This is a genomic window from Serratia sp. CY32780, assembly GCF_052169135.1.
GTDB classification, from domain to species: Bacteria; Pseudomonadota; Gammaproteobacteria; order Enterobacterales; family Enterobacteriaceae; genus Serratia; species Serratia sarumanii.
In genome coordinates this window covers 672,618-697,650 of sequence record NZ_JBJNLI010000001.1, presented here as the reverse complement: position 1 = coordinate 697,650, position 25,033 = coordinate 672,618, and the positions used below count along the sequence as shown (strand labels likewise).

Genomic DNA, 25,033 nt, shown 5'->3' with positions numbered 1-25,033 from the left:
TCCGATCCTTAAAGGTGCAGGGAGGCGAGACGTAAGATTTCATTTTGCGAGGTCTGTTTGGTGTTAACGATGCCCGCAACCTGACCATTGCTCATCACCAAAATACGGTCGGTGATCCCCAAAAGCTCCGGCATTTCGGACGAGACGATAATGATCCCCTTGCCCTTCTTCGCCAGTTCGGTCATCAGCTGATAAATCTCGAACTTGGCGCCCACGTCGATGCCGCGCGTCGGTTCATCCAGCATCAGGATCTCCGGCTGCGTCAGCAGCCAGCGGCCGATGATCACCTTCTGCTGATTGCCGCCGGACAGCGAGCCGATATGGGTGTGATGCCCCGGCGTTTTCACCCGCATGGCGTCGATCACCCACTGGGTGTCGCTCTTCATCCGCGCGTTATCCAGCAGGCCGAGCTTGTTTTTATAATTGCGGATATTGGAGATCAGCGAGTTGAAGCCCACGTCGAGGTAGGCGTAAATCCCGGTGGATCGGCGCTCTTCGGTCACCAGCGCAAAACCGTGGTTGATCGCTTCGTTGGCGCTGTGGTTATCGATCGCTTTTCCGTGCAGCTTGATGGTGCCCGCCACCTTTTCGCGAATGCCGAACAGCGTCTCGACGATATCAGTGCGCTTAGCGCCCACCAGCCCGGCGATGCCGAGGATCTCGCCTTGGTGCAGATCGAAGGACACATCGCGGATCGAGGGCTGGCGCAGCGACGTCAGATTTTTCACCTCGAGGATCACCTCACCCGGCGTGTTCTGCCTGTCGGGGAAGCGCTGGCTGAGCGAGCGGCCGACCATCATGGCGATGATCTTGTCCATATCCAGCCCTTCCAGCGGTTGGGTGGCGATCCACTGGCCATCGCGCAGCACCGTTATCTCGTCACACAGCTGGAAGATCTCTTCCATCTTGTGCGAGATATAAACGATGCCGCAGCCGCGCTCTTTCAGCTTGCGGATGATGGTGAACAGATGATTGACCTCTTTCTCCGTCAGCGAGGAGGTCGGTTCATCCATGATGACGATTTTGGCGTCGTAGGAGAACGCCTTGGCGATTTCGATCATCTGCATCTGCGACACCGACAGGTTGCCCACCTTTTCGCGCGGGTTGATGTCGATATCCAGCTCGTCGAAGATCGCCTGGGTGTCTTTGAGCATTTTTTCCTGATCGACGAACAGGCCTTTGGTCGGGTAGCGCCCCAGCCACATATTGTCCATCACGGTGCGTTGCAGCACCAGGTTCAGCTCCTGGTGCACCATGGAAACGCCGTGCTCCAGCGCTTCCTTCGAACTCTTGAAATCGATCTCCCGGCCCTGAAACACAATGCTGCCGCTGTCTTTTTTATAAATGCCGAACAGGCATTTCAACAAGGTCGATTTCCCCGCGCCGTTCTCCCCCATCAGGGCGTGAATCGAGTGCGGACGGACGCGTAAATTGACATTGTCCAAGGCTTTGACGCCGGGAAATGACTTACAGATATCCGTCATTTCCAGCAAAAATTCGCGTGAGCTATCGGCCATAAATACACCTGGCTTAACTGTCTTGCAGTCGTAAACATCCCCGCCGGCGGTATTCCTGGTGTTGGCGCCGCAGGCGGGGTCTTAGCGGGATCTCAATTCTTATTTAACAAACTGAGACAGGTTGTCTTTATCTACGCCGACGTAAGGAATACGCACGACTTTATTTTCGATTTTATATTGGGTGCCTTCGGTGGCCGGTTTGCCCGCCGCCAGGTTTTTCGCCAGCTCGAAGGTGGCTTTCGCCTGGTTGTCGGCGTCGTTCAGCACCGTGCCCGCCATCGCGCCGGATTTCACCAGCGCCAGCGCCTCAGGCAACGCATCGACGCCAAACACCGGGATAGTGGTCTTGTTATGCGCCTTCAGCGCTTCCACCGCGCCCATCGCCATGGCGTCGTTGTTGGCGATCACCACTTCAATCTTGTTGGCGTTCGGGCCGGAGAGCCAGGCATCCATCTTGTCTTTCGCCTGCGCGGTATCCCACATCGCGGTATCCATCTGCAGCTGCTGGGTCTTGATACCTTTTTCATTCAGCGTTTTCACCACGTAGGTGGTGCGCGCTTCGGCATCCGGGTGGCCCGGCTCGCCTTTCAGCAGTACGAACTGGATCTGGCCGTCTTTGTTCAGATCCCAGGCCGGGTTGGCTTGCCAGTGTTTGGCGATCAGCTCGCCCTGGATCACGCCGGATTCTTTGGAGTCGGTGCCGACGTAATACGCCTTGTCGTAGCTGTCCAATGCCTTGCGGGAAGGCTCTTTGTTGTAGAACACCACCGGGATATCGTTTGCGCGCGCCTTATCGATAACCACCGGCGCCGCGGCCGGGTCGACCAGGTTGATCGCCAGCGCTTTCACGCCCTTGGCCAGCAGCACGTCGATCTGATCGTTCTGCTTGGACTGGTCGTTCTGCGAGTCATTCATCAGCAGGGTGACGTCCGGTGAAGCCTTGGCGTCCTTCTCGATCGCCTTGCGCACCACCGACATGAAGTTGTCGTCGTATTTGTAAATCGTGACGCCAATACGGGTGTCAGCATGGGCTGCGGCGCCAAACATCATGGCTGCGGCCATGGCGGCCAGGGTGAAAACCTTCTTATTCATTGTCAGTCTCCGGTTCTGTGTAGGGTATTACTCGTCTTTGAGCCAATGGTCACCGGCAGTGCGCACACCCCAGGCCAGGCGATTTCCACTCAACACCTGCCGTCCGTGGATTTTGTTATTTCCGAGAAATGCTGTGTCAGCGCGAGATAAAGGTTGCAGCGGCAAGGGCCTTTGCGCCGGAAAACGCCTAGAGCATAGACGGCGTGATGTTAATATTCTGTGAATTTTCTCACAGATTGAAAACGGTTACACAAGATTAAATCGTCAGAGAGTGACCGTCGCCTCACTTTGCCAGGGGGCGACAGAATGGCGCCGCACCAGCGTCGGCATGAACAGATGAGCGGCCTGCGGCTCCGTCAGGCCTGCCGCGCCCTGCAACGCCAGCTCGGTGGCCAGCGTGGCCATCGAGACGATCGGGTAGCGCACCGTGGTAAGCTTGGGGCTGGTGTAACGCGCGATGGGGATGTCGTCGAAGCCGATCAGCGAGAAATGCTGCGGCACCGTGATACCGTTTTCTTTCAGCACCGCCATGGCGCCGGCGGCCATGGCGTCATTGTAGGCGAACACCGCGCTCAGCTGTAAGTTGCGCCCCAGCAGCTCCACCATCGCCGCCTCGCCGCCCTGCAGATCCGGCGAACCGTAGGCGCGCCAGTTGTCGGGCGTGGCCAGCCCGGCGGCGGCCATCGCCTGCGCATAGCCCTGCTGGCGCAGCGGCCCGTCTTCGATCGGGTGATTGGAGCCCAGATAGCCGATGCGCCGATGGCCCTGCGACAGCAAAAGACGCATCGCCATTTCCGCGCCGCAGACGTTATCCAGCCCGACGCAGCGCGGCTCATAGCCGGGAATAATCCGGTTGATCAGCACCATGCCCGGCACCTGCTCCAGAAAGCCGATCAGCTCGGCGTCGCTCAGGGCTTTAGCGTGAACAATCAGGGCGTTACAGCGCTGGCGAATCAGCACTTCGATCGCGTGGCGCTCTTTGTCCGCCTGATGATAGCTGTTGCCGATCAGCAGGTATTTGTGGTGTTTCTGCGCCACCGTGTCTACCGCTTTCACCAGCGCGCCGAAGAACGGATCGGAGACGTCCATCACCACCACGCCCAGGGTATCGCTGCTTTGGGTCGCCAGCGCCTGCGCGTTGGCGTTGGGGCGATAGCCCAGCTCCGCCACCGCCTGCAGCACCTGCTCGCGTGTCTCCTTGCTGGTCAGCGCGCTGTGATTCAGCACGCGGGAGACGGTCGCCACGGAGACTCCGGCGCGTTTCGCCACGTCGCGGATGGTGATCGGATGAACTGGAGGCATGCGGGATCCTGAAATCGGGGTAGTGGCCGGTGGCGCTATCCTACCCCGATTGGCCCGCTGCTCTGCGTGAATTGCGTCACAGGAAAGAAAACGTTTACATACATTTTTTTAACCTGCTGGCAGGCGCTCACTTTAACGCCCTGGGTTCCGCTTCGCCGGCGGCCAGCTGCGTCAGCCTGCGCCACAGCCACTCCATCGGCCCCTGCTCGAAGTAACGCAGCCACAGTGCGGAAAACGCCAGGTTGGCCAGCCAGACCAGCGGCACAAATGCCAACAGCTGCAGCCGGTCGAACTGCTCATAGAGGCCGAAGCGATAAAACAGCGTGGTGCAGATCAGCGTTTGCAGCAGGTAGTTGCTCAGCGCCATACGTCCCACCAGGGTCAGCCAGTGGGCGATGCGCATGCGCGACAGCGTGGGCCAGAAACCGTAACACAGCGCCAGATAGCCCATCGCCTGCAGCGGCGCGCCCAGTTCGCGCGGCACCTGCAGCAGGAAACCGCTCCAGCGATAGTCCCAATGCACCTGCCATTGCAGCGCCACCGCCGGCAGCTGGATCAGCACCGAAAGCGGCAGCAGCCACGCCGCCTGCCGCAAATAATAACCGGAGGAATAACTGCCGCGCAGCCAGCCGCTGCGCATCAGCCCGGCGCCGAACAGCATCAGCCCCGCCAGCTCCCAGCCATACTGCGCGCCGATGGCCAGCAGGCTGGACGAGAGCAGATCGGCGCGGCTGCGCCAGGCTTCGAAACCGCCCTGCAGCTTCCAGAACTTCTCGTACTGCAGCTCCGCCGCGCCCGGCTGCCAGAAGCTGCCCGGCTCACCGTGCGAGATGAAGCCGAGCAAAAGCAGCACCGCCACGCCGATCAAATACAGCACCACGCCGGTTTTCAGCAGCTGGAAGGTTTCTTTGGCTTCGCGGATCATGCGCCAGCACACCAGGCCGATCAGCCCGTAGGCCAGCAGAATGTCGCCGTCCCACAGGAAGATGGCGTGCGCAAGGCCGAACAGCAGCAGCCACGACAGCCGCGCGCGGATCCAGCTTTTGCCGCGCCGCAGCAGCATTTGCAGCCCGGCGCCGAACAGCAGCGCGAACATCGCCAGGAACTTGGCCTGGGCGAACAGATCGAGCAGCGCCCAGGTCCAGGCGTCGCGCGATGACGGCATGCCCAAATAGGCCGGGTTGAGGTAGGCGGCCTTCGGCAAGCCGAAGGCGCTGATGTTCAGCAATAAAATGCCGAGGATGGCGATGCCGCGCACGCAGTCCAGCGTGGCGATGCGCGGCAGAGAATGACTGTTCATTTTTTATCGCTGTCTTCCGCTCATGAAAAAGGCGCCCGCAGGCGCCTGTTGTCGTCGTGCGGGTCGCCCCGCAACGCCATCACCCCTGGTGATGACGCACTGCGCGCAGGAACTCCTGGCGGGTATTCTGGCTGGACTTGAACAGCCCCCCCAACGAAGTGGTGGTGGTGGCGCTGGTCGCGTCGCGGATGCCGCGCGCCTTGACACAATAATGGACCGCATCGATCGATACCGCCACGTTATTGGTGCCGAGCAGGGTCTGCAACGCCACCAGGATCTGCTGGGTCAGGCGCTCTTGCACCTGCGGACGCTGGGAGAAGAACTGCACGATGCGGTTGATCTTCGACAGGCCGATCACCGAGTCTTTCGGGATATAGGCCACGGTGGCCTTGCCGTCGATGGTCACGAAGTGGTGTTCGCAGGTGCTGGTCAGCGTGATATCGCGCACCGTCACCATCTCATCCACCTTCATCTTGTTCTCGATAACGGTGATTTTCGGGAAGTTGGCGTAGTCCAGCCCGGAGAAGATCTCGTCGACATACATTTTGGCGATGCGATGTGGCGTCTCCGCCAGGCTGTCATCGGACAGATCGAGGTTCAGCAGCTGCATGATTTCGGTCATGTGCTCTTTGATGCGGCGCTTGCGCGTTTCGCGATCCAGCACTTCCCCGCGCAGCGGCGTCTCCAGACCACGCTCTTCCAGCGCCGCATGCACCAGCGCGGCTTCTTTACTTAATGATGTCATGTATTTGTTCTCCTGCGGACGGAACCCGCCGGCGGCCTGGTAGGGCGTGCGGCCAGCGAATTGCTTGCTCTCGTGACGGCAGAGTTTTCGTGGTGGATAACGTGAACCCGGTCAAGATTTTGCCCCCACTGTAGATGAGAGCGCGGCGATTATCCAGTGATTGTGCTTCATCCGCAGGTGAAATATTCGCATTTAGCACAATCAGGCCAGCTGCGGGATTCCACGCTTTTTGTATGGATTTCAATCACCGCATCGCCGTTTTTTGCGCCAACCGCCGCGCCGGGGTATTCACCACCAGCGCACCGGCCACCAACAGCGCCGCCACCGCCACGTACAGCGCCGGCTCCAGTCGATGGGTCAAGGCGGTCGACAGCGCCGACAGCATCGGCCCGACCAGTTGGCCGATCGCATAACCGGTGGTCAGCAACCCGGCCATGTAGCGCGCATGGCGCGGCGCCAGTTCACGGCCGTGCTGAAGGGCGAGCTGCACCACGCAGAGGAAGCCGCCGCCGGTCAGCAACGCCCCGAGCGCCAGGCCGGCCACGCCCGGCACCACTTCGGCGCTCAGCACGCCCAGCGCCTGTATCCACAGCGTGATCGCCAACCGGGTCTGGGTAGTCAGCCGATGGCGGGTCAAAATGCCGATAACGATCCCCAGCACCGCCGCGCCGCCGAACACCGGCCAGACGAACTGCGCGAACAGGCTGCCGGGAAAACGCGCCGCCGCCATCTGCGACAAGAACGTCGCCGGCAGGATGTAGCCGAACCCGGCCAGGCTGTAGCTCCACACTAGGCGTTTGAGCGCCGGCGTCAGCAGCAGCGGTTCCGGGGCCACGTCCGGGCGATGCAGCTCGCCGCTGCGCGGCAGAAAGGCGCTAATCGCCCCCACCAACGCCAGCGCCGGCACGCCATACACCAGCCAGGCCTGCGCCGCCGTCAGCCCCAGCGTGTTGATGCCCACCGCCAGCATGCCGCTGAGGAAGATACCGGCGCCCGGCCCGGCGAACACCGCCGCGCTCAGCGCCGGCCGGCCGTAGTGCGCCAACCGCTCATTGGTCCAGGCCGCTACCAGCACCATCGCCCAGCCGCTGGCCCAGCCGATGACGAAGCGCAGCGCGCCGTGCGTCCATTCATCCTGCGCCAGCGCCGACAGCAGCGTCAGCGCCACCGCGCCCCACACGCCAAGCCACAGGCGCCGCTCGACGTGGCGCGTGGCGCGCATCGCGTCGTAGGCGCCGCACAGATAGCCCAAATAGTTGATCGCCGCCACCAGCCCGGCACCGGTCAGGGTGAACTGATGTTCCGCGATCATCAGCGGCACCTGGGGGGTGAAAGCGAAGCGGCCAATGCCCATCGCAACGATCAGCGCGGCAAAACCGCTCAAGGCAATACGTAAAGCCATATCGGCATCCAAAAGGTTAAAAGAAAGTTGCCAGTATCATGCCGCAGTATTAAACTCACAAAAACTGAATAATACTAATCAAGTTCATCACGAAACGAGAATATTATGGATCTGACCCAGCTTCGCATGTTCTGCTGCGTGGCGGAAACCGGCTCGGTCGCCCGCGCCGCCGAGCAGCTGCACCGCGTGCCGTCGAATCTGACCACCCGACTGCGCCAGCTCGAACAGGAGCTGGGCGCCGATCTGTTTATCCGCGAAAAACAACGCCTGCGCCTGTCGCCGATGGGCCATAACTTTCTGTGCTACGCCAACCGCATCCTGGCGCTGAGCGACGAGGCGATGAGCATCACCCACGCCGGCGAACCGGCGGGCAACTTCGCCCTCGGCTCGATGGAGAGCACCGCCGCTACCCGCCTGCCCTCGCTGCTGGCGGCTTACCACCAGCGCTTCTCGCAGGTTTCGCTGTCGCTGACCACCGGCACCTCCGGCGAAATCGCCGATCGGGTGCGCGCCGGCACGCTGGCCGCGGCGCTGGTCGACGGCCCGGTACCCTATGACGAGCTGAACGGCTGCATCGCCTATCCTGAACATATGGTGGTGATCTCCTGCCTCGATCACGCGCCGATCCACAGCGCCAAAGACGCCAATGGCGAGACGCTGTTCGCCTTTCGCGCCAGCTGCTCCTACCGCCTGCGGCTGGAGACCTGGTTCAAGCGCGAAGGCGCGCGGCCGGGGCAAATTATGGAGATCCAGTCCTATCACGCCATGCTGGCCTGCGTCGCCAGCGGCGCCGGGCTGGCGATGATCCCGCATTCGGTGCTCAGCCTGCTGCCGGGCCATGAGCGGGTCCGGGTTCACCCCCTGCCGCCGGACGTGGCCGACACCGCCACCTGGCTGCTGTGGCGCCGCGACGCGTTCGGCCCGAACGTGCGCGCGCTGAAAGAATTGATTATTGAACAGACGGAAACCGCCGCTGTTGATGAAAGCACCCCCAACGATTTATCAGACGTTGTCGATATCGCCTGATTTAAAAAGAAAACCACTGAGGAGACTATGATGGAGATGATCAAAACCCGCGCCGCCGTTGCCTGGGGCCCGAACCAGCCGCTGAAGATCGAAGAAGTCGAGCTGATGCCACCGCAAAAAGGCGAAGTGCTGGTGCGGATCGTCGCCACCGGCGTTTGTCACACCGACGCCTACACCCTGTCCGGCAAAGATCCGGAAGGCGTGTTCCCGGCGATCCTCGGCCACGAGGGCGGCGGCGTGGTGGAAGCGGTCGGTGAAGGCGTCACCAGCGTGGCGGTCGGCGATCACGTGATCCCGCTCTACACCCCGGAGTGCGGCGAGTGCAAATTCTGTAAATCCGGCAAGACCAACCTGTGCCAGGCGATCCGCGCCACCCAGGGCAAAGGGCTGATGCCGGACGGCACCACCCGCTTCTTCAAGGATGGCAAGCCGATCTTCCACTACATGGGCACCTCCACCTTCTCCGAGTACACCGTGGTGCCGGAAATCTCACTGGCGAAAATCAACAAGGAAGCGCCGCTGGAAGAAGTGTGCCTGCTGGGCTGCGGCGTGACCACCGGCATGGGCGCGGTGATGAACACCGCCAAAGTGCAGCCGGGCGACACCGTGGCAATCTTCGGCCTGGGCGGCATCGGCCTGTCGGCGATCATCGGCGCGCAGATGGCCGGCGCGGGCCGCATCATCGGCATCGACATCAACACCAGCAAGTTCGATCTGGCACGCAAGCTGGGCGCTACCGATCTGATCAACCCGAAAGACTATGACAAGCCGATTCAGGACGTGATCGTCGAGCTGACCGACGGCGGCGTCGACTTCTCCTTCGAGTGCATCGGCAACGTCAACGTGATGCGTTCCGCGCTGGAGTGCTGCCACAAGGGCTGGGGCGAATCGGTGATCATCGGCGTCGCGGGCGCCGGCGAAGAGATCTCGACCCGTCCGTTCCAGCTGGTCACCGGCCGCGTCTGGCGCGGTTCGGCGTTCGGCGGCGTCAAGGGCCGTTCGCAGCTGCCGGGCATCGTCGAACGCTATCTGGACGGTGAATTCGCGCTGAACGACTTTATCACCCATACCATGGGGCTGGAGCAGATCAACGAAGCGTTCGATTTGATGCACGAAGGCAAATCGATCCGTTCCGTCATCCACTTCGACCAATAAGCCAGGAGGCAGAGATGACGTTGTCATTGGAACTTCTCGAAGAGCACCGCATGTTCGGCGGCTGGCAGCAGCGCTATCGCCACGCGGCGCAGAGCCTGAATTGCAACATGACATTCAGCATCTACCTGCCGCCGCCGCGCGATGACAACCCGCCGCCGGTGCTGTACTGGCTGTCGGGGCTGACCTGCAACGACGAGAACTTCACGTTGAAAGCCAGCGCGCAGCGCATCGCCGCCGAGCTGGGCCTGGTGCTGGTGATGCCGGACACCAGCCCGCGTGGCGACGAAGTGCCGAACGACGAAGGCTACGATCTGGGCCAGGGCGCCGGGTTCTACCTGAACGCCACCCAGGCGCCGTGGGATCGCCACTTCCGCATGTACGACTACATCAGCGCCGAACTGCCGGCGCTGATCGAACAGCACTTCAGCGTCAGCGGTCGTCAGTCGATCTTCGGCCACTCGATGGGCGGCCACGGCGCGCTGATGATGGCGTTTCGCAATCCGCAGCGCTTCCGCTCGGTATCGGCGTTCGCGCCGATCGTTAACCCGTGCCAGGTGCCGTGGGGCCGCAAGGCGTTCACCGCCTATCTGGGCAGCGACGAAAGCCAGTGGCTGCAGTACGACAGCTGCCATCTGCTGGCCAGCGGCGCGGAAAAAATGCCGGTCCTTATCGACCAGGGCGACGACGACCAGTTCCTGGCCGACCAGCTGCAGCCGGCGCGGTTGGCGGAGCTGGCGCGCCAGCGCGACTGGCCGCTGACGCTGCGCATTCAGCCGGGGTACGATCACAGCTACTTCACCATCGCCACCTTCGTGGAAGATCACCTGCGCTTCCACGCCGAGCACCTGTTCCGCTGATAAAAAAATCCGGGCGGTTATTAAAGCGCCCGGATTTCTTCAAATACCGTCAAGAAGAAAGTCGATGGCGGCTTTTATCCTGGTCCGATACTGGGAAACATCACAAAACTCGGCCCCCAAAGCCCGAACCGGGATGCTGGCCATTTCATATGTCATCACGGCGTACTCGTTGTCATCAATCAATCTGATCAACGGGATCAAGCGTTCCGGTCGCGTACTCCCCGGGTATTTTTCAACGGGCAACAAAGGGATCACAACTCGACGATTTAATTGCCCAATGATATCGCTCGTCACATCAAGCAGCAGGGGATAAACCGCGCTGTTCCCCCTATTCGCATACACCGTAAATTGCATCGCTAAAACGTCCTGTATTCGTCGCTAAAGCAACCATGCTCATCATTAAATCGGTTAAGCGCTTCAAGCGCCTCTCGGTTTTCTTCCTGCCATTTTATCCTCTCATGCTGACGTAACTCAGCATCTAAAGCAGCAGTTAGCGTCGCGCTGAGATTAATCCCCGCCTCACGCGCACGGCTCAACAAACTGCGTTCCACCGTCATGGTCACACTTTGCGTCGTTCGTTGTTTTACTGGCATCGGCACCTCTCTCACTCATTTTCGTGCAAACAACACGGTTTATTGAACGATAGTAGCATTGAGACGTCATTTGAGCCCGTTCAAATATGCGCCATACGTTAAAGCATCATCCCTTCAGCTTAGGATCGAGCGCGTCGCGCAGTCCGTCGCCCAACAGGTTGAACGCCAGCACGGTGATGAATATCGCCAGACTGGGGAAGATCGCCACGTGCGGCGCGATCACCATATCGGCGCGCGCCTCGTTGAGCATCGCCCCCCACTCCGGCGTCGGCGGCTGGGCGCCCAGGCCCAGAAACGACAGGCTGGCGGCGGTGATGATCGAGGTGCCGATGCGCAGGGTAAAATAGACCACGATCGAAGACAGAGTGCCCGGCAGAATGTGCCGCAGGATGATGGTCCAGTCCGAGGCGCCGATGCTGCGCGCCGATTCGATATAGGTCAGGTGCTTCAGCACCAGCGTATTGCCGCGCACCAGGCGGGCGAAGGCCGGAATGCTGAAGATCGCCACCGCGACGATCACGTTGGCCATGCCGCTGCCCATGATCGCCACCACGCCGATCGCCAGCAGAATACCGGGAAACGCGAACAGCACATCGCAGACGCGCATGGTGAGGCGATCCCACCAGCCCTCATAGTAGCCGGCCAGCAGCCCCAGCAGGGTGCCGATCGCCCCGCCCGCCAGCACCGAGAACACCCCGGCCGCCAGCGAAATGCGCGTGCCCATCAGGATGCGGCTGAAGATATCGCGCCCGAGAGAATCCACGCCCAGCCAGTGCATCAGCGAAGGCCCCTCGTTCAGCCGATCGTAATCGAAATAGTTTTCCGCATCGAACGGTGCCAGATAAGGCGCCAGCAGCGCCGCCGCAATCAGCAGCAGCACCAACAGACCGGCGACCAGCGCCGCCCGCTGGCGGCGAAAACGCCGCCAAAACTCGCTCCACGGCGTGCGTACCGCATTGGGATCGATAAGCGGCATCGCCTTCAGTGCGGCGTTGCGCCGCCAATGCTTAATCATGCCGCGTCCTCATTGATAACGAATCGCCGGGTTGATCGCCGCGTACAGCATATCCACCAGCAGGTTGATCAGGATGAATTCCAGCGAGAACAGCAGCACCTCGGCCTGGATCACCGGGTAATCGCGCATCTCCACCGAGTCCACCAGCAACCGCCCCAACCCCGGCCAGTTGAACACCTTCTCCACCACGATCGAACCGCCGAGCAGGAAGCCGAACTGCAGCCCCATCATGGTCACCACCGGGATCATCGCGTTGCGCAGGCCGTGTTTCATCACCACCACGCTTTCCCGCACGCCCTTGGCGCGCGCGGTGCGCATGTAGTCTTCCTGCAGCACCTCGACGAACGAAGCGCGGGTGAAACGCGCCATCACCGCCGCCACCGCCGCCCCCAGGGTGACCGAAGGCAGAATGTAGTGTCGCCAGCTGTCGGCGCCCACCGTCGGCAGCCACCCCAGTTCGACCGAGAACACCTGCATCAGCAGCATACCGAGCGCAAAGGCCGGGAACGAGATCCCCGACACCGCCAGCGTCATGCCGAGGCGATCCGGCCAGCGGTTGCGCCACACCGCCGACACCACGCCGATCGCCAGGCCGAACACCACCGCCCACAGCATGCTGGTGACGGTCAGCCAAAAGGTCGGCATAAAGCGCGAGGCGATCTCTTCGCTCACCGGGCGCTTGGACACCATCGAGATGCCGAAGTCGCCCCGCAGCGCGTTGACGAAGAAGTGTGCGAACTGCTGCGGCAGCGGCTGATCCAGCCCCAAATCCTTGCGCACCAGCTGCACCACCGCCTCGTCGGCCTCCGGCCCCGCCGCCAGCCGCGCCGGATCGCCCGGCAGCAGGTGGACGAACAGGAACACCAGCACCGCCACGATCAGCAGCGTCGGGATCAGGCCCAGCAGTCGTTTCAGAAAATAATTGAGCATCTCATTCCTTCCCCCGCCCGCCGACGCTTGGCCGCAGGCGGGGATGGGCGCCTTATTTCAGATCGGCGTTATCAAAGTTGAACGAGGTATCCGGCATCACGTAGAAACCGCTCAGCTGTTTGCTGTTGGCCGACAACAGACGTTCGGTCGCCAGGAAGATCCAGGGCGCATCGGCCCAAATGCGATCCTGCGCGTCCTGATACAGCTTCTGCTTCTCGGCGCGATCGGTGGTCGCCAGCGCGTCGGTCAGATCCTTATCCACCTGCGGGTTGCTGTAGAACGCGGTGTTGAACTGCTTCGGCGGCGCCGCCTGGGTGGAGAACAGCGGCGACAGCGCCCAGTCCGCTTCCCCGGTCGAGGCCGACCAGCCGGTGTAGAACAGACGCACGCCGGTGTCCTTCACCCCGACGCTCTCCACCTGCGCCGCACGCTGCCCGGCATCCATCGCCGTCACCGTCACTTTTACCCCCACCTGCGCCAGCTGCTGCTGGGTGAACTGCAGCACCTTCTGCGCGGTGCTGTGGTTGTGGGAAGACCACAGCGTGGTGGTGAAGCCGTTCGGGTAGCCGGCCTCTTTCAGCAGCTCGCGCGCCTTGGCCGGATCGTACGGCCACGGCTTATAGCGGGCAGCGAAGTCAATGGCCGGCGGCACCGGCCCTTCCGCCGGCACCGCGTACCCGGCGAACGCCACTTTGATCAGCGCGTCCTTGTTGATGGCATAGTTCAGCGCCTGGCGTACCTTCGGGTTGTCGAACGGCTTCTGAGTGACGTTCATGCTGATGTAACGCTGCAGGATCGACGGCGCGGCCACCACGTCCAGCTTGGCATTGCCCTCCAGCACCTTGGCCTGCTCGTAAGGGATCGGGAAGGCGAAGGTCGCCTCGCCGGTTTGCAGCATCGCCGCGCGGGTGTTGTTATCCACCACCGGGCGCCAGGTGATGCTGTCGAGCTTCGGCAGCCCCGGCTGCCAGTAGCCGTCGAACTTCTTCACCTTGACGAAATCGGTCTGGTTCCAGGTGACGAACTGATACGGCCCGGTGCCGACCGGGTGGAAACCGATCTCCTTGCCGTATTGCTTCAGCGCCGCCGGCGAGATGATCGCCGCCGCCGGGTGCGCCAGGTTGTTGACGAACGCCGAGAACGGCGCTTTCAGCACGATCTTCACCGTATTGGCGTCCACCGCTTCGGTTTTGTCGATCATCTTGAACAGGTTGTAGCGCTTGAGGTGGCTGTCCGGGTTGCTGGCGCGATCGAGGTTTACCTTCACCGCCTCGGCGTTGAACGCGGTACCGTCGTGGAATTTAATCCCCTGGTGCAGTTTGACGGTGTAGGTCAGGCCGTCTTTGCTGACCTCATAGCTGTCCGCCAGCACGTTCACCAGCTTCATGTCCTTGTCGAAGCCGAACAGCCCCTGATAGAAAGACTTGGCCACCGCCTGCGACAGCGTATCGTTGGCGTCGTAAGGATCGAGGGTGGTGAAGTTGGAGGCCACGGCGATCACCGCGTCCTTCGCCGCCCAGACCGGGCCGGTTCCCGCCGCCAGCAGTACGGCGGCCAACAGCGCATTGCGTTTGAATGTGTGCTTCATGTCGCTTGTCTCTCCTGAGGTCTTTAAAAAGCACCGGCGATCGGGTGGCGGGCGACAAAGTGCCCGGCGCCAACCTGCACCAGCGGTGCGGTAACGGGTTCATCGCCCAGCGCGCGCACCGGGCTCGGGATCTCATCGGCCGGCAGCGGCTGCCGTTTGTGGGCGTGGGCGGGATCGGCCACCGGCACCGCCGCCATCAGTTTGCGGGTGTAAGGGTGCTGCGGGTTGTCGAACACCGCCTGCCGTGGGCCGATCTCGACGATCTGCCCGAGGTACATCACCGCCACCCGGTGGCTGATGCGCTCCACCACCGCCATGTCGTGTGAAATAAACAGAAAAGCGACGCCGAACTCGCGCTGCAGGTCGAGCAGCAGATTGACGATCTGCGCCTGAATCGACACGTCCAGCGCCGACACCGCCTCGTCGGCGATCACCACTTTCGGGTTCAGCGCCAGCGCGCGCGCGATGCAGATGCGCTGGCGCTGGCCGCCGGAAAATTCGTGCGGGTAGCGGCGCGCATGCTCCGGCAGCAGGCCGACGCGCTCCAGCAGCCAGGCCACCCGTTGCTCCGCCTCGCGGCCGCGCATCACGTTGTGCACCAGCAGCGGCTCCATGATGGAAAAACCGACCGTCAGACGCGGATCAAGCGAAGCGTATGGATCCTGAAAAATGAACTGAATATCGCGCCGCAGGTGCTGCAGCGCCGGCCCCTTCAACTGATCTATCCGCCGCCCGGCGAAGGTGATGGTGCCACTCTGGCTGTCCACCAGCTTCAGCAAAGAGCGCCCGGTGGTGGACTTGCCGCAGCCGGACTCGCCCACCAGCCCCAGCGTCTCGCCGGGGTAAAGATCGAAGCTGACGTTTTCTACCGCGTGCACCCGGCGAGTGACCCGATTGAACAATCCGCCGCGCAGATCAAAACGCGTGACCAGATGCTCTACCCGCAGGATCGGCGCAGCGCCGGGCGGCACGGTATCCTGTGGCGCCGTATCCCCCTCGCCGCCCGGCAACGGAAACTTCGCCGGCAGCGGCAGTGCGGCCATCGCCCCCAGCTTCGGCACCGCCGCCAGCAGCGCCCGGGTATAGGCCTGTTGCGGCGCGGCGAATAACTCACGCACCCGATTCTGTTCCACCTGCTCCCCACGGCGCATCACCAGCACGCGGTCGGCTATCTCCGCCACCACGCCCATGTCGTGAGTGATGAAGATCACCCCCATCTGCATCTCCTGTTGCAGCACGCGGATCAGCTGCAGGATCTGCGCCTGAATGGTGACGTCGAGGGCGGTAGTGGGTTCATCGGCAATCAGCAACGCCGGTTTGCAGGAGAGCGCCATGGCGATCATCACCCGCTGGCGCATGCCGCCGGAAAGCTGATGCGGGTAGCGCCCCAGCACCTCTTTGGCCTCCGGAATGCGCACCAGATCGAGCATGCGCAGCGCCTCCTGGCGCGCGCTGCGGTGGTCCATGCTCTGATGCAGGCGCAGCGATTCGGCGATCTGCTCGCCGACCGGAAATACCGGGTTGAGCGAGGTCATCGGCTCCTGGAAGATCATCGCCATGTCGGCGCCGCGCACCGTGCGCAGCGTGCTCTGCGAGGCCTGCGCCAGATCGAGCAACGCGCCGTCGCGCCGGCGCAGCGTCATGACGCCGCCGGCGATGCGCCCACCGCCCTGCTCCACCAACCGCATCAGCCCCAGCGAAGTCACCGATTTGCCAGAGCCGGACTCACCGACGATCGCCAGCGTCTCGCCGCGATCGAGATCGAACGACAGGTTGCGCACCGCTTCCACGGCGCCGTCCACTTGAGGAAAACTGATGCTCAGATCGCGCACCGTCAGCACCCGCTGCGGCGGCAATGACAATTCGTCGCCGGCGGGCCGGAATGAAACGTCGGTCATACACCCTCCCGGTGAACGCTTAGCGATAAATTCCGACGGACGGCGCATCGCCGACATAACCAAAACCGCGATACATCCCCTCGCAGTTAAACGGCAGCGCGATATTGCCGTGGCGATCGACGGCGATCATGCCGCCGCTACCGCCCAGTGCAGGCAGTTTCTCCATCACCACCCGATCGCTGGCCGCCTGCAGACTGAGGCCGCCGTATTCGATCAGGGCGGAGACGTCATAGGCCGCCACGCCGCGCATGAAAATCTCGCCGGTGCCGGTGCTGGAAACCGCCACGGTGGCGTTGTTGGCATAGCAGCCGGCGCCGATAATCGGCGTGTCGCCTACCCGCCCGGCCTGCTTGTTGGTCATGCCGCCGGTCGAAGTGGCGGCGGCGAGGTTGCCCAGCGCATCCAGCGCCACCGCGCCGACGGTGCCAAATTTGCGATCGGGATCGAGCGGATCGCCGGCCTGCACCGCGCCGTCGTGATCGAGCAATACCCGGCCCTGCTCCGCCTGGGCGCGGTGCAGCTGATCGAAACGTTCCTGGGTAAAGAAGAAATCGGGAGCGACCATTTCCAGGCCGTGGGCTGCGGCAAACTTCTCGGCGCCTTCGGCGGCAAACAGCACGTGTTCGCTATTTTCCAGCACCGCGCGCGCCGCCAGCACCGGGTTGCGGATGCGGCTGACGCCGGCGACGGCGCCGGCATCGCAGGTGCGGCCGTCCATCACGCAGGCATCAAGCTCGTGGGTGCCCTGATGGGTAAACACCGAGCCTTTGCCGGCATTGAACAGCGGGCACTCTTCGAGCAGCCGCACCGCTTCGGTCACCGCGTCCAGCGCGCTGCCGCCCTGCGCCAGTATCGCCTGCCCGGCGGCCACGATCTCGGACAACGCCTGGATATACTGCCGTTCTTTTTCCGCACTCAGCGCCGCCCGGGTAATTGCGCCCGCGCCGCCATGAATGGCAATCACTGGTTTGCTCATTTGCCTGACACCCTGTGTTAATCCCGCCGTTGCGCAGCGAATAAGCTGAGCGCGGTATCATTATTATTCAGTCTTTTTCGACTCTATTTAGTCCTACAGTGGAAGTACAGCATAACGTCCACGTCCCGCTTTTAGCGTAGCGCGCTTAGACCGTTTCGCACCTTGAAATAGCTTATTGGAATAAAAACAGCAGGTTATAAAAAGCCGTAAACCGCCGATCGTACGGCCGAGATTATTGGTAATTCCGCGTGCGGAAATAGCGGCATGGCGTAAGGAAATAAACGTTCGCGCTGAATAACGCTTATTGCGGCGCCCGGCCTGCTGTTTTTTCCCCGGCCGGGCGCAGATGATCCGAGATTAAAAACCCGATCCGGGCTGCTGTAAAAAAGCCTCTTCTTCCGGCGTGCTGGTGCGGCCCAATATCGCATTGCGATGCGGGTAGCGGCCGAAACGATCGATGATCGCCTTATGCCGAAGCTCGAACTCCAGCTGGTCGCCGTTATTGAGCTCGGTGTACATCACCAGCGCCTGCTGGTGGATTAGCGGCGATTCCGAATGCATGAACGGCAGATAAAGGAAACCGCGCTGCTCGCGGCTCAGCCGTTCGCACTCGCCGCTGCGGATCGCCTCCTGCGCCAGGATCAGCGCCATGCCGTCGCAGGCGAACGACTGCGGCGTGCCGCGGAACAGGTTGCGGCTGAACTGATCGAGCACGATCACCTCCGCCAGGCGCCCCTCGATGGTGTCGCGCCAGTGCGCCAACTCCCCCGCCGCCGCCGCGCGCCAGATTTCGCCGAAACGGCTGTGCAGCAGACGATCGAAATCGTCGTCCTTTTTGAACCACATGATCGGTTCGATCTCGTCGAACCAGAAGTCGATAACCTGTTTATGCATCATGATTCTCCTCTGTTTTACGCAGTTTATACCCGATCGCCCCAGCGCCGCAGTGCGAAAGATGGCGGGCATAACCCGTTCTCCCCCCCGGCGTTCTCTGCCATAATACCCGCACTTTGTCGCTATTTTAGCGCACCCTGATTACGGAGTTCCCTTTATGGATCATTGCCATACTTCCGATCTCATTTCCCTGGAGCAAGCGCTGGAAAAAATGCTCGGGCAGATCGCCCCACTGCAGCAGACCGAATCCGTCGCCCTGACCGCCGCCGCCGGCCGCATCACCGCCGCGCCGGTGGTCTCGCCGCTCGACGTGCCGCCGTTCGCCAACTCGGCGATGGACGGCTATGCGCTGCGCCTCGCCGATCTGGCGGCCAATGCGCCGCTGCCGGTCGCCGGGAAAGCTTTCGCCGGTGCGCCGTTCGACGCCCAATGGCCGGCCAACAGCTGCGTGCGCATCATGACCGGCGCGCCGATCCCGGCCGGGGCGGACGCGGTAGTGATGCAGGAGCAGACCGAGGTGAGCGACCAAGGCGTGCGTTTTACCGCGCCGGTTGAAGCCGGACAGAATATCCGTCTGGCGGGTGAAGACATTCGCCGCGGCGCGAGCGTGTTGCCGGCCGGCGTGAAGCTGGGCGCCGCGCAGCTGCCGCTGCTGGCTTCGCTTGGCGTCGCCGGGGTGCAGGTGATGCGTAAGCTGAAGGTGGCGGTGTTCTCCACCGGCGACGAACTGCAGCCGGTCGGCCAGCCGCTGCAGGCGGGCCAAATCTACGACACCAACCGCTTCGCGGTGCGCCTGATGCTGGAACAGCTGGGCTGCGAGGTGCTCGATCTCGGCATTATCCGCGACGATCGCGATGCGCTGCGCGCCGCTTTCGAACGGGCGGACAGCCAGGCCGACGTGGTCATCAGCAGCGGCGGCGTTTCGGTCGGCGAGGCCGACTACACCAAACAAATGCTCGACGAACTGGGCCAGGTCAGCTTCTGGAAGCTGGCGATCAAACCCGGCAAACCCTTCGCCTTCGGCAAACTGGGCCACGCCTGGTTCTGCGGCCTGCCGGGCAACCCGGTTTCCGCCGCCCTGACCTTCTACCAACTGGTGCAACCGCTGCTGGCGAAGCTGGCCGGCCACAGCGACTGGCGCCTGCCGCCGCGCCTGCGCGCACGGGCGCTGACCCCGTTGAAGAAATCGCCGGGCCGCCTCGATTTTCAGCGCGGCGTGTTCAGCAGCAACGCCGCAGGCGAACTGGAGGTCAGCACCACCGGCCACCAGGGCTCGCACGTCTTCAGCTCCTACAGCCAGGGCAACTGTTTCATCGTGCTGGAGCGCGAACGCGGTTCGGTGGCGGTAGGCGAAACGGTGGAGATCGAGCCATTCAATGCCCTGCTGAGGAGCTGAACATGCTGCCGGAATTGACCGACGCCGAAGCGCTGCGCTACAACCGCCAGATCGTGCTGCGCGGCTTTGACTTCGACGGCCAGGAGAAGCTGAAGGCCGCCCGCGTGCTGATCGCCGGGCTGGGCGGGCTGGGCTGCGCCGCCGCGCCATATCTGGCAGCGGCCGGCGTCGGCCATCTGGTGCTGGTGGATTTCGACACCGTCTCGCTCTCCAACCTGCAGCGCCAGATCCTGCACCGCGACGATCGCATCGGCCAGAGCAAGGTCGCTTCAGCCAAGCGGGAACTGAGCGCCATCAACCCGCATATCCGCATCGACGCGATCGACGGCCGTTTGGAAGATGACGCGGTCGCGGCAGAGATCGCCGCCTGCGATCTGGTGCTGGACTGCACCGACAACGTGGCGGCGCGCGATGCCCTGAACCGCCTGTGCCACGCGCAGCAGAGGCCGCTGGTTTCCGGCGCGGCGATCCGCATGGAAGGCCAGCTCAGCGTGTTCACCTATCAGCCGGGCGAGCCCTGCTACCGCTGCCTGAGCCGGCTGTTCGGCGACAGCGCCCTCACCTGCGTCGAAGCGGGCGTGATGGCGCCGCTGGTCGGCACTATCGGCACCCTGCAGGCGATGGAGGCCATCAAGCTGCTGGCCGACTATGGTCAGCCGCTGCGCGGCAAGCTGTTGATGTTCGATGCGATGAGCATGCAGTTCCGCGAGATGAAACTGCCGAAGGATCCGCACTGCGAGGTGTGCGGCGAGGAATGACGGATAAAAAAAGGGCGGGATAATTCCCGCCCTGATGCGTTGCCGCGAGGGTTACACGATGCCCTGGCTGCGCAGATAGTCTTCGTAGTTGCCGGTAAAGTCGATCACCTTGTTCGGGGTGATTTCCAGAATGCGCGTCGCCAGCGAACTGACGAACTCACGGTCGTGGGAGACGAAGATCAGCGTGCCTTCGTACATCTCCAGCGCCATGTTCAGCGATTCAATGGATTCCATATCCAGGTGGTTGGTCGGTTCGTCCATCACCAGAATATTCGGGCGCTGCATCATCAGCTTGCCGAACAACATGCGGCCCTTCTCACCGCCGGACAGCACCTTCACTTTCTTCTTGATGTCGTCCTGGCTGAACAGTAAACGGCCCAACACGCTGCGCACCGCCTGCTCATCGTCTTTTTCCTGCTTCCACTGGCTCATCCAGTCGAACACGGTCAGGGTATCGTCAAACTCGTATTCGTGATCCTGCGCGTAGTAACCGATACGGGCGTTTTCCGACCACTTCACGCTGCCGCTGTCCGGCTGCGCGTCGCCCACCAGCGTTTTCAGCAGGGTGGTTTTACCGATGCCGTTGGCGCCCAGCACCGCAACCTTCTCACCCACTTCCACCATCAGGTTCAGCTTGCTGAACAGCGGGCCGTTGTCGAAGCCCTTGGTGAGCGCTTCCACTTCCAGCGCGTTACGGAACAGCTTCTTGTCCTGATCGAAACGGATGAACGGGTTCTGGCGGCTGGAGGCCTTCACTTCTTCCAGCTGGATCTTGTCGATCTGGCGGGCGCGCGAGGTGGCCTGCTTGGATTTGGAGGCGTTGGCGCTGAAACGGCTGACGAACGATTGCAGCTCGTTGATCTGCGCCTTCTTCTTGGCGTTGTCGGCCAGCAGACGTTCACGCGCCTGGGTGGCGGCGGTCATGTATTCGTCGTAGTTGCCCGGATAAACGCGCAGTTCGCCGTAGTCCAGATCCGCCATGTGGGTGCAGACCATGTTCAGGAAGTGACGGTCGTGCGAGATGATGATCATGGTGCTGTTGCGTTCGTTCAGCACCTGCTCCAGCCAGCGAATGGTATCGATGTCCAGGTTGTTGGTCGGTTCGTCGAGCAGCAGGATTTCCGGATCGGAGAACAGCGCCTGCGCCAGCAACACGCGCAGCTTCCAGCCCGGCGCGATTTCGCTCATCGGGCCATAGTGCTGTTCCACCGGAATGCCGACGCCAAGCAGCAGTTCGCCGGCGCGCGCTTCGGCGGTGTAACCGTCCATCTCGCCGTAGGCGACTTCCAGGTCGGCCACTTTATAGCCGTCTTCTTCGCTCATCTCCGCCATGGCGTAGATGCGGTCGCGCTCTTCCTTCACCGCCCACAGCTCGGTGTGGCCCATGATCACGGTGTCCAGCACGCTGTACTGTTCGAAGGCGAACTGATCCTGACGCAGTTTACCCAGGCGCTCGTTCGGATCGAGGAACACGTTGCCGCCGGTCGGCGCCAAATCGCCGCCGAGGATTTTCATAAAGGTGGACTTGCCGCAGCCGTTGGCGCCGATCAGGCCATAACGGTTGCCGCCGCCGAATTTAACAGAGATGTTTTCAAACAACGGCTTGCTGCCGAACTGCATGGTGATGTTGTTGGTGCTTAACACAGCGCTCGCTCTTTATACATAGGGAATGTGATTTGGCGCGCATTATGCCACAACGGGGTTAAGAGATCGCGGGAAGTTTTGGTGACATTTTGAGCGGTGACGACGGATGAGTCATAGCTGGGTTGAATAATACCGATAAAATTCACGGCGAGATTTCACGCAGCAAGCCGTACAATATTTGAAACCAATTCGCCAAATATATTAATTAAACTTAAAAATGACATTTATTCTCCCCAGAACCGCCCCAGGCACGAATAAATCGTATCTGTTCACCTTATGAAAATCATTAATACAGCCAACACGTCTCTATTTAATTCTAGTTTTTTCCGACTATCGCCACACATTCTGCTATACGCGACATTTTGTGACCGCCTTCTTAATTACCAAGGTTTTTTAGAGGATTAATGCGTTACAGCTCACTAAATCGACATGGCACATTCGTTCCAGCTGAAGAGAAAATCAAATAAAAACAATTAAATACAGAAATATGTGAAAATCAAACCACCGTTATCCCGCTAACTACTCTCATATTGCATATGATTGTACATACAAGTATATGTAAACGTGACGTTGCCGTTTTGTTGGCGTTTCGGGGCTCGGTTATCGCCGCCCCGGATAACACCACCCCGGCCAGAAAATAATAACAACACACCGTCCACCTATCGCGAGAGATAACGATGAACACTGCTGAAAACGCATTGCCCAAAAGCCAAACGGCGGGGAAGGGCGCGGTAAATTACAAAGTCATTGTCGGCGCCAGCCTGGGCAACGGCCTGGAGATTTTCGACTTCACCGTCTACAGCTTCTTTGCCGCCATTATCGGCAAACTCTATTTTCCCAGCGACAGCGCCTACGGCTCCTTGTTGATGTCGGTGGCGGTGTTCGGCGTCGGCTTTATCATGCGCCCGCTGGGCAGCATGGTGCTGGGTGCCTATGCCGATCGGGTCGGCCGCAAGGCCGCCATGCTGATGACCATCGTGCTGATGGGCGTCGGCACCGCGCTGATCGCCTTCGCGCCCACCCATGCGCAAATCGGCGTTCTGGCGCCGGTGCTGATCGTGGTTGGCCGCCTGATTCAGGGGTTTGCCGCCGGCGGTGAAGTGGGCTCGGCCACCACGCTGCTGCTGGAGTCGGCAGGGGCCAACCAACGCGGCTTCTTCGTCAGCTGGCAGGCGATAAGCCAGGGCATCAGCGCCCTGCTTGGCGCCTCTTTAGGCCTGGCGCTCACCTATTTTCTGCCGGAGCAGGCACTGTATGCCTGGGGCTGGCGCGTGCCGTTCATCATCGGTTTGTTGATCATTCCCGTCGGCATCTATATTCGCAAACATCTGGAAGAGACCTACACTGGAGAGGCGCCGGCTCACGCGCGGCCGCCGCTGAATCCGGTATGGGATCTGGTGAGCAATCATGCCAAAGATCTGTTGCTGGGCGTATTGATCATCATGTCCGGCACCGTGATGGTCTACGTGGTGCTGCTGTATATGCCGACCTACATGATGCAGACCTATCACATCGCCGGCCCGACCGCCTACCTGTTCAGCTGTATTGCCTCTGTGGTACAGATCATCGCCGTCTATTGCGCAGGCCGTTACGTCGATCGGGTGCAGAACTACAAAAGGCCGCTGCTGTTCTCAATCTTTGCAGCACTGATCCTGATTTACCCGACCTTCTGGTTCCTCAGCGCCACGCAAACCCTGTGGCTGGCGATCGTTTTCCGCATCCTGCTGATCGGCGCGCTGGGCATCAACATGCTGGCCAGCACTATGCTGATCGTCTCGGCGCTGCCGCGCCACGTGCGCGCCACCGGCACCTCGATGATCTACGCCTTTGGCGTGACGCTGTTCGGCGGATCGGCGCAGTTGGTCGTCACCTGGCTGCTGGACGTCAGCGGCAATCCGATGGCGCCGGCGTGGTACGTCACCGGCATGTTGACCGTCAGCCTGATCGCCACTCTGCTGTTCCGGGAGCGTCATAAAGAATAGCGCCTGCTGCCGAGCCGTGCGGCTATCGGCTGCCCGGCGCCGGCGTAATGCCCTGTTCCTGCAAGAGGGCAATAAACGCCTGCGCGGCGGCGCTGCGGTAAGCGCCTTTGCGCTGCAGCCATACCGCCTGCCGCACCGGCATGGCGTTGGCCAAAGCCACTTTTTTCAACTGCCGGTTCTCGCGCGCAATGGCGGCCGGCAGCAGCGTGGCGAGCTGCCCGCGCCGCACGATCTCGACGATGGCGCCTAGCGCATTGGCCTCCACCGCCACCTGCGGCCGGAAACCCAGCTGCGTGCAGTAGCGATCGATAAACTGGCGCGTGGCAAAGTCGCCGCTCAGCAAGGCCAGCGGCAGATGTTGCCACTCCGCCAGCGTCAGCGGCCGGCGATGAGATGCCAAGGGATGATCGGTGCCGACCATCAGCTCCAGCGACTCATTGAACAACGGCGCCGCTTCCACCTCCGCCGACTGCGCCATCTCGAAGGCAATGCCCAGATCCAGCCTATCCTGCGCCAGCAGCGCCTCCATTCGCTCTTGCGCCATCTCTTCAATGCTCAGCGTAATCCCCGGATAGCGGCGGTAGAAGGCATCGACCGCCGGCCCCACCAGATAGGCGGTGAACGTGGGGGTCATCGCCAGCCGCAAATGGCCGCGCGCCAGCGTCGCCACGTCATGGATCGCCCGCGCGCCGGCATCCAGATCCTGCAGCGCCAAGCGCGCATAGCGCATCCACGCCTCACCGGCGTCGGTCAGGCGCACGGCTCTGCCGCTGCGATCGAACAGCGGCGCTCCCAATGTGTCTTCCAGCTGCTTGATCTGTTGCGACAGCGTCGGTTGCGAGACGTGCAGCGATTCGGCGGCGCGGGTGAAGTTGCCCTGTTCGGCAACGGCCAGAAAATAACGGATGTGTCGCAGCAGCATAACGCCCCAGCTATTAGTAAAACCTATAGCTGGCATTATAA

General features: G+C 61.7%; 22 protein-coding genes. 6 read left to right on the top strand and 16 right to left on the bottom strand.

From position 1 onward, the window contains the following. Positions 1–8: 8 nt before the first annotated feature. The 6 genes from mglA to ACJ8HH_RS03455 all read right to left on the bottom strand — a co-directional run bounded on the left by mglA (position 9) and on the right by ACJ8HH_RS03455 (position 7,358). Positions 9–1,517, bottom strand: coding sequence for a galactose/methyl galactoside ABC transporter ATP-binding protein MglA (gene mglA / locus ACJ8HH_RS03480; RefSeq protein WP_033637724.1), 1,509 nt, complete (start codon positions 1,515–1,517; stop codon positions 9–11). A 99-nt stretch (positions 1,518–1,616) separates the two neighbouring features. Further along, on the bottom strand, positions 1,617–2,609 hold the full coding sequence (gene mglB, locus ACJ8HH_RS03475) for a galactose/glucose ABC transporter substrate-binding protein MglB (RefSeq protein WP_039566832.1): 993 nt from the start codon (positions 2,607–2,609) through the stop codon (positions 1,617–1,619). 264 nt (positions 2,610–2,873) lie between these two features. Continuing rightward, positions 2,874–3,911: an HTH-type transcriptional regulator GalS gene (gene galS / locus ACJ8HH_RS03470; RefSeq protein ID WP_033646782.1), complete on the bottom strand. Its 1,038-nt coding sequence runs from the start codon at positions 3,909–3,911 to the stop codon at positions 2,874–2,876. Between the two features lie 127 nt (positions 3,912–4,038). Next, the gene (gene yeiB / locus ACJ8HH_RS03465) at positions 4,039–5,211 is read right to left on the bottom strand and encodes a DUF418 domain-containing protein YeiB (RefSeq protein ID WP_049213002.1); all 1,173 of its coding nucleotides are present in this window, start codon (positions 5,209–5,211) and stop codon (positions 4,039–4,041) included. A 79-nt stretch (positions 5,212–5,290) separates the two neighbouring features. Then, positions 5,291–5,956 (bottom strand): GTP cyclohydrolase I FolE, encoded by a 666-nt coding sequence (gene folE / locus ACJ8HH_RS03460; protein ID WP_004938969.1) that lies wholly within the window; start codon positions 5,954–5,956, stop codon positions 5,291–5,293. A gap of 244 nt (positions 5,957–6,200) precedes the next feature. After that, positions 6,201–7,358 (bottom strand): YbfB/YjiJ family MFS transporter, encoded by a 1,158-nt coding sequence (locus tag ACJ8HH_RS03455; RefSeq protein WP_033654978.1) that lies wholly within the window; start codon positions 7,356–7,358, stop codon positions 6,201–6,203. Between the two features lie 105 nt (positions 7,359–7,463). Between ACJ8HH_RS03455 and ptrR the strand changes: the two genes are divergently transcribed. From ptrR to fghA, 3 genes are read left to right on the top strand one after another with little or no spacing between them, the layout of a single operon-like run. Continuing rightward, a complete protein-coding gene (ptrR, locus tag ACJ8HH_RS03450; protein WP_049213003.1) occupies positions 7,464–8,384 on the top strand; it encodes a putrescine utilization regulator PtrR in 921 nt (306 codons plus the stop codon). A gap of 30 nt (positions 8,385–8,414) precedes the next feature. Beyond that, positions 8,415–9,539: an S-(hydroxymethyl)glutathione dehydrogenase/class III alcohol dehydrogenase gene (locus ACJ8HH_RS03445; RefSeq protein WP_033637718.1), complete on the top strand. Its 1,125-nt coding sequence runs from the start codon at positions 8,415–8,417 to the stop codon at positions 9,537–9,539. A 14-nt stretch (positions 9,540–9,553) separates the two neighbouring features. Next, on the top strand, positions 9,554–10,396 hold the full coding sequence (gene fghA / locus ACJ8HH_RS03440) for an S-formylglutathione hydrolase (protein ID WP_049213004.1): 843 nt from the start codon (positions 9,554–9,556) through the stop codon (positions 10,394–10,396). A 39-nt stretch (positions 10,397–10,435) separates the two neighbouring features. On the opposite strand, the gene ACJ8HH_RS03435 is transcribed toward fghA, so the two are convergent. From ACJ8HH_RS03435 to ACJ8HH_RS03400, 8 genes are all read right to left on the bottom strand, one after another. Continuing rightward, the gene (locus ACJ8HH_RS03435; RefSeq protein ID WP_019454426.1) at positions 10,436–10,750 is read right to left on the bottom strand and encodes a CcdB family protein; all 315 of its coding nucleotides are present in this window, start codon (positions 10,748–10,750) and stop codon (positions 10,436–10,438) included. A 2-nt stretch (positions 10,751–10,752) separates the two neighbouring features. Next, positions 10,753–10,989 (bottom strand): type II toxin-antitoxin system CcdA family antitoxin, encoded by a 237-nt coding sequence (locus ACJ8HH_RS03430; RefSeq protein ID WP_039566839.1) that lies wholly within the window; start codon positions 10,987–10,989, stop codon positions 10,753–10,755. 106 nt (positions 10,990–11,095) lie between these two features. Then, a complete protein-coding gene (gene gsiD, locus ACJ8HH_RS03425) occupies positions 11,096–12,004 on the bottom strand; it encodes a glutathione ABC transporter permease GsiD (protein ID WP_049233469.1) in 909 nt (302 codons plus the stop codon). 9 nt (positions 12,005–12,013) lie between these two features. Then, complete coding sequence (gene gsiC, locus ACJ8HH_RS03420; protein ID WP_049213005.1) at positions 12,014–12,934, bottom strand: glutathione ABC transporter permease GsiC; 921 nt, start codon at positions 12,932–12,934, stop codon at positions 12,014–12,016. Positions 12,935–12,986: 52 nt separating this feature from the next. Next, complete coding sequence (gene gsiB / locus ACJ8HH_RS03415; RefSeq protein WP_033646792.1) at positions 12,987–14,522, bottom strand: glutathione ABC transporter substrate-binding protein GsiB; 1,536 nt, start codon at positions 14,520–14,522, stop codon at positions 12,987–12,989. A 23-nt stretch (positions 14,523–14,545) separates the two neighbouring features. Beyond that, complete coding sequence (locus ACJ8HH_RS03410) at positions 14,546–16,420, bottom strand: dipeptide ABC transporter ATP-binding protein (RefSeq protein ID WP_197766154.1); 1,875 nt, start codon at positions 16,418–16,420, stop codon at positions 14,546–14,548. 19 nt (positions 16,421–16,439) lie between these two features. Continuing rightward, entirely contained in the window at positions 16,440–17,396 is a 957-nt protein-coding gene (locus tag ACJ8HH_RS03405; protein WP_197766153.1) for an isoaspartyl peptidase/L-asparaginase, read from the bottom strand. Positions 17,397–17,753: 357 nt separating this feature from the next. Then, positions 17,754–18,290, bottom strand: a complete 537-nt coding sequence (locus ACJ8HH_RS03400; protein WP_101427963.1) for a DUF924 family protein — start codon at positions 18,288–18,290, stop codon at positions 17,754–17,756. 157 nt (positions 18,291–18,447) lie between these two features. On the opposite strand from ACJ8HH_RS03400, the gene moeA reads away from it, so the two are divergent. Together moeA and moeB are read left to right on the top strand one after the other, a co-directional pair. Then, a complete protein-coding gene (moeA, locus tag ACJ8HH_RS03395) occupies positions 18,448–19,686 on the top strand; it encodes a molybdopterin molybdotransferase MoeA (protein WP_197766152.1) in 1,239 nt (412 codons plus the stop codon). Between the two features lie 2 nt (positions 19,687–19,688). Continuing rightward, positions 19,689–20,444 (top strand): molybdopterin-synthase adenylyltransferase MoeB, encoded by a 756-nt coding sequence (moeB, locus tag ACJ8HH_RS03390; RefSeq protein ID WP_033646802.1) that lies wholly within the window; start codon positions 19,689–19,691, stop codon positions 20,442–20,444. Positions 20,445–20,495: 51 nt separating this feature from the next. Here moeB and ACJ8HH_RS03385 read toward each other — a convergent pair whose 3' ends face one another. After that, on the bottom strand, positions 20,496–22,088 hold the full coding sequence (locus ACJ8HH_RS03385; RefSeq protein WP_033646804.1) for an ABC-F family ATPase: 1,593 nt from the start codon (positions 22,086–22,088) through the stop codon (positions 20,496–20,498). Between the two features lie 677 nt (positions 22,089–22,765). Here ACJ8HH_RS03385 and ACJ8HH_RS03380 point away from each other — a divergent pair. Continuing rightward, positions 22,766–24,070, top strand: a complete 1,305-nt coding sequence (locus tag ACJ8HH_RS03380) for an MFS transporter (RefSeq protein ID WP_053088908.1) — start codon at positions 22,766–22,768, stop codon at positions 24,068–24,070. Between the two features lie 22 nt (positions 24,071–24,092). On the opposite strand, the gene cynR is transcribed toward ACJ8HH_RS03380, so the two are convergent. Beyond that, a complete protein-coding gene (gene cynR, locus ACJ8HH_RS03375; protein WP_049196255.1) occupies positions 24,093–24,992 on the bottom strand; it encodes a transcriptional regulator CynR in 900 nt (299 codons plus the stop codon). Between the last annotated feature and the right edge of the window lie 41 nt (positions 24,993–25,033).